This window comes from Patescibacteria group bacterium, assembly GCA_040753135.1.
Classification (GTDB): Bacteria; Patescibacteriota; Minisyncoccia; order UBA6257; family Brennerbacteraceae; genus JBFMGR01.
The window spans coordinates 43579-53732 of record JBFMGR010000005.1 but is presented as its reverse complement, the minus strand read 5'-3'; the positions used below and the strand labels follow the sequence as shown (position 1 = coordinate 53732).

The 10154-nt window shown below is 42.5% G+C and carries 9 protein-coding genes; all 9 read right to left on the bottom strand.

What is annotated here, in order from left to right; all coding sequences use genetic code 11:
- Positions 1-219: 219 nt before the first annotated feature.
- The 9 genes from AB1721_02040 to AB1721_02000 all read right to left on the bottom strand — a co-directional run bounded on the left by AB1721_02040 (position 220) and on the right by AB1721_02000 (position 10151).
- On the bottom strand, positions 220-681 hold the full coding sequence (locus AB1721_02040) for a hypothetical protein (protein MEW5805485.1): 462 nt from the start codon (positions 679-681) through the stop codon (positions 220-222).
- A gap of 22 nt (positions 682-703) precedes the next feature.
- Positions 704-2767, bottom strand: coding sequence for a cell division protein ZapB (locus tag AB1721_02035; protein ID MEW5805484.1), 2064 nt, complete (start codon positions 2765-2767; stop codon positions 704-706).
- A 19-nt stretch (positions 2768-2786) separates the two neighbouring features.
- Positions 2787-3113: a hypothetical protein gene (locus AB1721_02030; protein ID MEW5805483.1), complete on the bottom strand. Its 327-nt coding sequence runs from the start codon at positions 3111-3113 to the stop codon at positions 2787-2789.
- 17 nt (positions 3114-3130) lie between these two features.
- A complete protein-coding gene (locus tag AB1721_02025) occupies positions 3131-3976 on the bottom strand; it encodes a hypothetical protein (protein MEW5805482.1) in 846 nt (281 codons plus the stop codon).
- Positions 3977-4151: 175 nt separating this feature from the next.
- Complete coding sequence (locus AB1721_02020; GenBank protein ID MEW5805481.1) at positions 4152-4787, bottom strand: nucleotidyl transferase AbiEii/AbiGii toxin family protein; 636 nt, start codon at positions 4785-4787, stop codon at positions 4152-4154.
- A complete protein-coding gene (locus AB1721_02015; protein MEW5805480.1) occupies positions 4745-5050 on the bottom strand; it encodes a hypothetical protein in 306 nt (101 codons plus the stop codon). The genes AB1721_02020 and AB1721_02015 overlap by 43 nt, the downstream gene beginning before the upstream one ends.
- Before the next feature lie 29 nt (positions 5051-5079).
- The gene (locus AB1721_02010) at positions 5080-5964 is read right to left on the bottom strand and encodes a hypothetical protein (protein MEW5805479.1); all 885 of its coding nucleotides are present in this window, start codon (positions 5962-5964) and stop codon (positions 5080-5082) included.
- Between the two features lie 18 nt (positions 5965-5982).
- The gene (locus AB1721_02005) at positions 5983-8190 is read right to left on the bottom strand and encodes a hypothetical protein (GenBank protein ID MEW5805478.1); all 2208 of its coding nucleotides are present in this window, start codon (positions 8188-8190) and stop codon (positions 5983-5985) included.
- A complete protein-coding gene (locus AB1721_02000) occupies positions 8187-10151 on the bottom strand; it encodes a hypothetical protein (GenBank protein MEW5805477.1) in 1965 nt (654 codons plus the stop codon). The genes AB1721_02005 and AB1721_02000 overlap by 4 nt, the downstream gene beginning before the upstream one ends.
- Between the last annotated feature and the right edge of the window lie 3 nt (positions 10152-10154).

Below are 10154 nucleotides of genomic sequence, written 5' to 3'. Positions count from 1 at the left end.
GTTTTCCTGGCCTACGTTGTAGGCGAGGGAAAACTTGGGGGTTGGGCACCGAATACGGCAACGGCACCTTAGCCACAAAAACCCCCGCTCTTAGCGGGGGCGTTTTCTTTTATTTAACCACCATGCAATTAAAACCCCTCTGCCAGCTGGCAGAGGGGTTTTAATTTGTAAAAATGTTATGACATCGCAAGTTCAAAGGGTTTGCGATGTCGCGCATACTTATCTTGGCAAAACAACCAAAACTTGTTTAACTTTATCCCAATCATCCTGCTGGCTGAATTCCAACGCTGATTGCCAAGCTTTTAACTGGGATTCAAAAGCTGGGCGATTATCCTCATCTGCTTGGGCTAATTTCTGTTCAAACTCATTTATTTTGCGCTGATAAACATCAACCAAAAAAATCTTTTTCAGTTCCAGAATCGCTTCGTCAAGCACTTCCTCTAAATTCGGCAACCTGGTTTTATAAAAATCAATTACCTGTTCAGGGGTAATCTCTGGCTGTTCGGCTAATTTTTTCAGTTCGTCTGCATCTTCATCTTTAAAATAAGGGTTAAGTTTTTCTGCCACATAGCCCGACAAAGCCCGGGTAAAACCAATTACCACTTTGGCTTGCTCTGTTTCTGGCCAACTTTCTCCGGCAAGCAATTCAATTAAATCGTATTTAGCTAAATCTTGTTTCATAAATTTTTATACTTTATTTTATTTAAGGGGTTGGTATGGCGCTAATAAATTCGCTTTTGTCCGGAAAGCCCAAACCAAGCGGGTGGCCAAGAATCTTTTGGGCCCAGCCCGGATAGCCAACATACCGGACTAAAGTCAGCTGGTCTTGATGGCTTAAATTTGCCAAAGCGCCGGCATCCGGAGAAAAATCGCCAGTCGCGGCATCAACCCCGATTTTTTTCAAGATCTCGCCAATTTTACTGACTTCAGAAAGATTATCCAGATATCCGCCTTTAGCAAGACCGGCTAAATATCGCCAATATTCATGGTTGCCTGTATTAGCAGAAAAAAATTTATCTAAAACTGCTTCGCCATGAAAATCACTCCACAAATGATCTGCGCTTAAACCAGTTACTCTTTCAAAAACATGGCCAAAAGAATCACCGCCCGGGTTAACTGTTTCAGCAACAGGAACAGGCGGAATGCCTGGCCCGCTTGGAACCGGTCCGCTACTGGGAGGAGTTGAGGCTGGTCCGGCAGAAGAAATATTAGAAATCACTTCTTTTATTGAACCAATAATCGTGGCACCAACAAAAGCTTTAGCCGCGCCCAAACCAGCCATGGCGCTTATTTGCCAGCCGTACTTATTCTTTTCTTTTTGCTCAATTTCTTTAACCACTTCCTCTAAAAATTCAGCGGCATTATCTTGTCCAAGATTATATCCAGCTGACCTAAAAATTGTATCTGCGATCTCGCTCATTTTTAATGCCCTGGCATTCCAGTCTGTTCTTTCGTCTTCATGAAGATAACCGCCTGATTGCTGAACTGTATTTACCGCAGTGACATACCAAAGGGCTTCGGCAATATAATGTCTTAATTCTTCCGGGTTAGCTCTCAATCTTTGCATCACTGCGGTTGGCACAGCAGTATCAGCCCAATGTTCTAATTCCTGAATTTTTTTTGACCGACCTTCTAAGCCAATAATTTTTTTCATTGTCTGCCTTTCTAAACCGCGAGCAAAATATCTGAAAGCGGTTTTTATTCCACCCCAAATACCTTTTTCTTTTTCAACATGAGAATACCTTGCCCAAAGATTAAAAGAGTTTTCCCCTGCCATTCTTCTAATACCTGAACCGGCTAAAGAACCAAGTCCAACCGAAGCCGCGCCAATAATCGGACCAGACAACCCAGCCAAGCCCATTGCTGTGGAAAAAGTCATTCCGCCGCCAACTGCGCCGGCAATCGGCAGCACTCCGCCCCGGATCCTGCCTCGGCCGTCCTCTAGACTGTATTTATTAATAAGCTGTTCCAAGGCGCCGGCAACAGCAGAATCTTCAGGTTCAGCTGATTCAGCCTCTGGCTCTGGCGCTTGCTCTGATTCAACCGGCTGCTCTTCTGCAGCTTCTTCTGCTGGGGCTTCAGCCTCTTCACGGGGCTGTTGGCCTGATTCAAACGCTTGACCAACTCTTTGTTCTGCTTGCGGTAAACCACCAGCGCCATAGATATTACCGATATTAAAATCTCTTCCTGCTATTATATTTGAAATATTTGGTACAGGCGGATAACCAGCTGGAACCTGCGGCTGATAATCGACTGACAAAATTCTATCCATTAAGCCCCTGTAAACCAAATGAGCCAGCGAGGGATCATAATTGCCTCCATAAGCTGCTGACATTCTTGACCAAACCATATCAGGTAAACGCCAGATTAACGCGCCCCTATCCATAGTGGCAAAGCTGTATCCAGGCATTGCCAAACGACTGATTAAATAATCTGTGTTAATTAAATAATTAACCCAAAAATCAACAAAAGCGCGCGTCTCAACATTAGAACGCAATGTTTCTTTCTCTCGCAACGCTTTGTTTTCTTCTTGAAGTTTTTGGTTTTCTCGCTTTAACTCTTCAAGTTCTTGCTTTAATTGTTCGTTCTGCTTTTTTAATTCTTCAAGAGTCTGTATAAGAGTCTGCATCTGCTCAAGTTGGAGTACTGCCTCAATTTCCGGCCGTTTCTCCCCTTCAGGAAGTTCGCCCTTTTCTAACCTTCTTAATTTCTCGCCAGGTCCTTCTTTATTAATTGACTCCTTGTTTTTACCAAAAGATTTTGCCATAAATTATTGATTTAAATCTTTATTTTTTTATTTCGTTAATTTTCGCCTGAATTGCTTGTAAAGCTTGTTCTTGAATCTGATCAACAGCAATCAATTTTTGCTCAAGCTCTTGTTTATCCAGATCTTGGAGCCGGCTGACTGTTTTGCCAATCTCATTGGCGGCTTGATCATAAAGATTAGCCAGATTATTCTGATATTCAGCGTATTGCTCCAAAATATCAGCCAAGCTGTTAAGCAGTTGGGGGGTAATTTCTTGAGTATCGTTAATAATTTCCAAGACCATCTGCTCAAATTTGCTCTCCAGTTGAAGGTTTTTAATAAACTCAATAAGCTCTTGTTTGTTCATAATAATTAGATTTAATTTCAATCCCCAGCTGTTTCCAAGCTAACAGCTTGTTGCCTTAATTGAGTACCAGCGCCAAAAAGGCCGCCATCTGCCCTAACTGCTTGCTTTTTATGTCCCTCGGCTCGGGAACGCAGATCAACTACTTTTTCCCAAGCCTCCACATACTGCTCATAAGCTTTAACTGCTTCGCGCTCTTTTCGTTCAGCTAAGAATTCTTGGAGGCCAGCAATCGTTTGTTCAGATAGGTTTTTAACTGAACTCTGAATATCCTGAACCGCAAAACCCGGCAACTCAATTGCAGTGGTTGCCGCAATATCCAAAACTCCGACCGCATTTTCAACAACTCGCCTGGCCTTTTCAGTTTGGTCATCAACCCAATCTCGGCTCATTGCCGCATATTTATCCAGCTGCTCTTCTGCTTTTTCAGCGGCAAACCCGGGCAGTTCACGAACTGTGGTTTGAACAATTTTAAAAATATCTTCCAGATTATTATTTAAAGGCACTAAATGTTCCTGATCAAATGCCCTAAATTTCTCTTTGGCGCCCTCAACAACAGCTCTTTTTTTTATGTAAAAATCCTCGCCAAGGCTAAACATCTTATCAATAACAGCGTCTTGAGCTTTTTCAAGCTCTGCTGAAATCGCTTCTCGTAATACAACTCTTGTCTCGCGGCTTGTTAGCCCCAAACTGACTTCGCCGACTGTGCGCATTGCTGAACCGATTTTTTTAGCGTCTTGCCAAACTTTGTTAAATAAAGCTTTTGTTCTGTCTATACCAGCGGTTTTCATTTCTCTGCCTTTTTCTCGAGCTGTTTGCAAAGCTTCGCTTATTGTGGGTTTTTGTTCTGGTTTAAAATCAAGCATATTTTTATAAGATTTAATTATACTATAATTATACCATAAAAAGTTAAATTGTTCAAGGTGTTTTAGGCAAATCTTTTCTTAACAATTTTAGCACAAATCAAATCTGTAAAACAATAACTGTTGATAAATTATCATCCTTTACCCGATTCAGAGACGCCAAAATCAGACGGGTCTATTACTTGTTTATTTCTTGATTCAAATATATTTTTACCTTACTATTTATAGTTTTAGTAATCTCCTGCCAACTCACTGGCTTTATCAACTTTGGCATTGCCGTTGTTCCCGCGTCTTTAAAATAAGTCAAAGCTTTTAAAAGATGGGCTTCATTATAATTTAAACTGGCGAATTTCTTCCGGACAAACCCCAACAGCTCAGCCAAAGAGTAGTCTTCCAAAAGAAAATAAAGGTCAATAAAGTCCTTGTAAGAACCCCTTCTTGAAACCGCCTCAATCTTCATTGCCGCAATGTCCGGAATTCCGGCAAGATAGACATTTTTCTGAAATAGTTTTGTCGGCGCAATCAAGCGATAAGGATATTCAAAAAAACTCACCCTTACTCCGTTTAGGGCGCCATTAAAAGTATTTTCTGATTCGCTGTCTATTTCCAGTTCCCCAAGTTTTTCTAGTTTTTGGCGAAAAGACGCGGAAAGAGAAAATTTTGGGGCAAACCAGTCTAAATCTACAGAAAAGCGATGGCCAAGATAAAGCGCCAAAGCAGTCCCGCCAGCCAGATAAAAATCTTTAGCGATCCCGGATGCGGCTAAGATCTTTAGAACGCTTTGGGTATTTTTAGTGAGGGTCTCTTGATACATTTTAAATATTTTGCCGGCAGATTAAGAATCATTGCCCAAAAATTAACGCTCCGGTCATCAGCAAAGATGTGTTTTTGGGCCGCCTTTTTCACTCTTATCAAACCGTAAAAATTTTTTACCGCCTGCCACTCTCTTAAATTGCCAAAATCTAAAACCCGGCCAATAATAAAATCAGCGTTTTTTTCAAAATCAAGTTTAGCTGAATCAACATCCCAAAACAAACTCGGGCGTAGATTTTTGATTAAATCGCTTTTATTCGGCATTAAAGAATGATAACACAAAAAATATTAAATTATTTTTTGCCCGGTTCAGAGACGCCAAAATCAGACAGGTCAATCACCTCTTTACCCTGAACTTCGGTTTTTGGCACTGTTGGCGGCTTGGGAATCTCTACCGGCTTTTCTTCGGTTTTCGCCTGAATTTCCCGGGATAAATCTTGAGCAGGCTTGGACGCTTCAAACTTAACTGATTTTATTTCCGGCTCAGTTTTAACCGGCTCGGCTGGCGGCTCGGCTGTTTGCCTGGGAACAAAGTTTTTTAGCGCTTCAAAGCTGATTCTGGCGCTTTCCTGAAAGACCTTTGGTTTGGGCGATTCAGCCGAAGGTTCAATTTTTTCAGCTTGTCCAGCTTGAGGCGCAGTGATAATAATTTCTTCAGTTTTTGGCAATGCTTCTGTTCCCTGTTTAGCTTGCAATTCTGTCTCGGCTAAAACTGGCTCTGATTTTAAAGCCTGGCCGGCGCTTTGTTGAGCTGAAGCGGTTTCTGGCCCTGTTGTTGGTTGTAAATCATCTGTTGTTTGTTGAGTTTCTACCGGCCGGGGCGTTAATTTAACCAATTGCTTATAAACAATTCCGGCTTGATTCAAATAAACATCATAAGGCGACCAAAGTTTATCTTCCAGTTCTTGCAAAAACTGGAAAAAATATTTTTCCGGCACTAACTGGGCTAACTCGTCAGCAAACTCTTGATTAGAAATCAATCTAGTCAGGTATAGCGCCAAAAGCATCATTAACTCTGAAAAATATTCAAAATCAAAATCATACCGGGCTAAAATTGTTTCCATCAAGCTGCCGCCAATCTCGCCGTCAAGAATGTCTTTCAGAGCTGGATCAAGTTCAGCGATTTTCTTAATCACCTCTTGGCTGGAAAATTTTTCTAAAAAATCTGAAATAGGCATAATTTCAAGTTTTATTTTTTATTTTGTTTCTTTAGCTTTCTTTTTCTTCTCTGCGGCGGCAGTTCTAACCTGTTCGTGCAACCCTCTCGCCTTCTTGGCTTGTTCTATATATGTTTTAGCTTTTTCTCTATCTTTAGTTCTTTCTTGAGAAGCTCTCTTGGTTAATTCACGCACCTGTTGTTCTAAAACCCAAAGCGTTTCGCCGTCTTTGCCCAAATACTCTGCCATTGCTTGGCTGTCAGCCGCAGCTTGAGAAACATAATCCAACATCGCCGCGGATTTTTCTGTATCGTCAGCTGTTCGCCGCATCAAATCTTTCATTTTGCCGGCGCTTAAAGCCATTCCCTGTTTGGAAACCATTGACAAAGCTTCTTTAAGGGTTTCGGTTTTTAGCTTGGAAATCTCCTCTGATGACATACCGCTGACAAACTTGGCAATCTCTTTTTCTTCTTTCAAAAGCATTGGGTTGATTTTATAAACATCGTCAGCGCTGATTTCCGCTCCGTATGATTTACCCATAGCAATCAAATCGCCGATTGCTTTTTCAGGATCTTTGCTGCTGCTTACTTTCTGTTCAATCACCTGGGCCAATGCCTTTTTATCATTTTTTGCCAAAAAGCTAAACATTGCTCCAAACTCGTCTGGCCTTAGACCTTTCATCCCCGAAGTCAGCATAGCGTCTTTGGCTTTATTAATAATCGCTTCTTTTTCAGATTCAGTTCTGGCTCTGTCGTGCATTCTTTGATATAAACTAATCTGTTTTTGGGCTTTTTGTTTGACCAGCTCATCGCCTTTAGCAGAAAGATTGCTCAACCCGTGACTGACTGCAGACAAACCCGGTACATTAGCAAAAGCCCTCTGAATGCTTCGGCCAGCTTTAGAATCAGCTGCCCATTTACCAAACCGGGTCGCCCCTTGGCCAATAACTTTGCCTGGATATTTCAAACCGGTCTGGCCGGCCCACTTCCCAGCACCAGCAACCGCCTTATCAACAAAGCCCGGTGCCCAAGCAGAGCTCTCGTGAGCAAACTTATATCCTTTATAAAGAATAATCAGGGCGGCAATCACCCCCAAAGTCCTGCCCAACATATTCATTACCACGCCAACTTCAGCTTCTGGTTGGGCGGCGTAAAAATCATTCATATTGCCAAGAATCAAAAAAGTAAACCAAATTACTCCAGCCATAATTGGGCCAAAAGCGATCCACTTAACAAAATCATTCGTCCACTTATTAAAAAGTCCGCCCAGTTTGCCGCTGATACCCGGGATATTCAGACCGCCAAAAACCGTGTCACTGGCAATTGCTAATGGCACAGTCATCATTAAAACCCATAAAGCAACAACCCGGGCGAGCAAAGAAACAATCATTGCCGCCAAAATCATTACCAAGAACACGCTTAACAAAATTACTACTAGTAAAACGCTTAAGTTACCTGCTAAACTTTGGCTGGCATCGCCATAATCTGCTGCTAAACCAGAAAAAACCTCGGAAAACTGGTCCATAGTAGCAATCAAACGGGTGGCGTAATCAACTCCAGCGCCGCCAGCGGCGCCGGTTTCCGGCAAGGTAGCAAAATTTAAAAACCCGATGGTCAAAAAATTAGCGATACCGACTGCGTAAGAGGCAAAAACCAAAGAAAAATTAATCAGCAAAGCAGTGGCAACATACTTGGTTAAGTTTTTTAAATCGCCATAGCTTTCAATTCCCAAAATAAACCGATTGGCCAGAACTACCAAACCAATTGCCAGCAAGCCGTTGGCAATCTGTAAAGAAACATAAAACCCGGCCTGGACTGCCGGCGAAGTGGCATACTGAAAAGTGTCCGGACTCAAAAGAAAAGCCACAATCACAATTTCTTGAGTGACAATAAAACCTAAAATATCGCCAATAATCTCAAGCAAACGAGAGAAAATTCCTTCTAAACTAAGGTTGGTAATTTTTTCAAAGGTTTCAACCGCTTTTTCAACCAGATCCGTTGTTCCCTGGGATGCCATTAAGGCCGCGGCGCTGGCATAGCCAGCCAAACAAAGCGCCGCCCGGCCTTTCCAACCGCCATTGCCGCATTTTTCCTGAATTTCCTGCCAAGGAGTTTTTTCCTGCTCTGAAATTCCCCAAGTGGGGTTAGGTTCATCATTAGCCCAAACAACCCGATTAAAAATTATTGGCTGAAAAACGAAAAGGCCGACCAAAACGCCAACTAATGCTTTTTTAAGAAAATAGTTCATTCAAACTTAAACAAATTCAAAAACTCGTAAGAAATTTTCTTGGCTGACTCAAAAAGTCCGATTTTCCTTGGAGCAAAAACAGCACTGGTGGTTGCCTGGCAGATGTAGCCTCTGGCTTGACAGGCTAATTGCTGGTCAGCCGGAGCAGAATCATAACAATAAGCATTATAACCATCGCCATCTTTGTCGCCAATATCAACGCACCATTCAGTTATGGCATTTGAGCCCAAGGGGGTGCAGTCGTTATTCAAATCATCGTTTGGCGTGCCAACGCAGGTATAAACCGGTTCGTCCGGGTCATTATTAATCAACGGACTCTTGCATCTTTGGGAGTCACACAGATAGCGCTCGAATCCTAAAACTTCCAGATCAATGCTGGCAGTACAGTTATTGCCGCCGGCAGATTCTTTCAGTTCAGCTAAAATATTAATTTTGGTTGTGCCTCGCTGATTCGGACTGGAAACAACTTCAGTTAAGAATATTTCCGAAGAAGTGGCTCCGGTTGGCCGAAGCAAAGACGGGCTAGTAGTGGCAAAACTGCTGTTTGGCAAACTTATAATTATCTGCTCCAAATCAGAAACTAAACCGTCCAGGCCATTACTTAAACCAACATAAACTTTAAAATTAACTTTTCTCTGCTCGTCCAGCCCCATCACGATATCCGGATCGTAATTAGAAATCTCACAAAAAGAAACTGGCTCTTCTGGTTTGGGCTGAAATCCACCAGAAGGAGTGTAGCGGAAAAATCCCGGGCCGCCGCTAAAACTATTTAACAAATCCCGGTACCCGGGCCAGCCGCCATGGACTAAGCCGGTATAGGGATCCCTGCTTGGTAAAAGCTCATTAGCTATATCCTGGTTATAGTCTACCGTGTTAACAAAAACATCCAAAGATGCTTCGGTTAAAGTTTGAAGCAAGTGTTGAATGTCTCCGGATAAAGCATTGATCTCCATTTTGCCGCAGGATTTCTCTCCAGTCTGCTTGTTAGTTACTTCACTGGCACAGCGATATTTGCCAAAATAGCCGCCGCCAGACCGAAGCTCTTCCATTAAGCCAGATTCAGCCCGGTTAAACTCGCCCCCTAAATATTGCTGGGTTGACAAAACCAACCTTGCAGTTGACATCGGCCGGGTCAAGCGCCGGTTTAAAGCCAAAAATCCAGTGCCTGGCTCAACCCAGGTGCCGCCGATCGTGTCATAAAAAAACACTCCAGCTCGAAACTGCTCTGGCGCTTCTTGATAACGGTTAGCGCTATTAATTGTATTTTTGATTAAAAATTTTCTGGTAATTGCATCAATAAAATCAAGTCCCTCAAAAGCTTCAGCTATGCTCATCTTAACTGCCTTACTTCCACCAACAACAATATCAGCCCAGTTGTCAACCGCAATCCGACAAATTGATTCTTTAATATTATCAACCACGGCTGGGTCGCCGCCTTCTTCTTCCGGCTCGCCAACACCAGCGATCTTGGCATAGGTCGGACAATCAGTAGTAAATTCAGTCATTAAATCCTTCTTGACCGCATCATCAAGATTTTCAATCTGCGTCTGTTTGTCCTTTTCTTGCGTAGATAAACGAGTAAAGTAAGCGCAGATTGGATCCTGCGGATAACATCTAACAGTCAAGGGGTCGTCATGGGCGTTATAAACATAAACGCCAAAACCCGGACTTTTATCTGACCCCTCGCCGCCCGGGGACCAAACCCGAACGCTAAACTCTGGTTTACTAGGATTAGCGGTATAAACAGAAACAGCGTTGTCTTCTCCGCCAGAAGCCATGGTTGGTTTTTCAATATTTACTCCTATTGGGCCTTTGATACTTACCGTACAATTACAGGTTGTCTGGGCTTGAGCGGTTTTTTTCCAAGAAACAAAAAGTTTGGCTAAAACAAAGATATAAACAATAATCAAAATCAGCCAAAACGCTTTTTTAAGAAATCTTTCGTCTAATTTGAGCTTCATGGT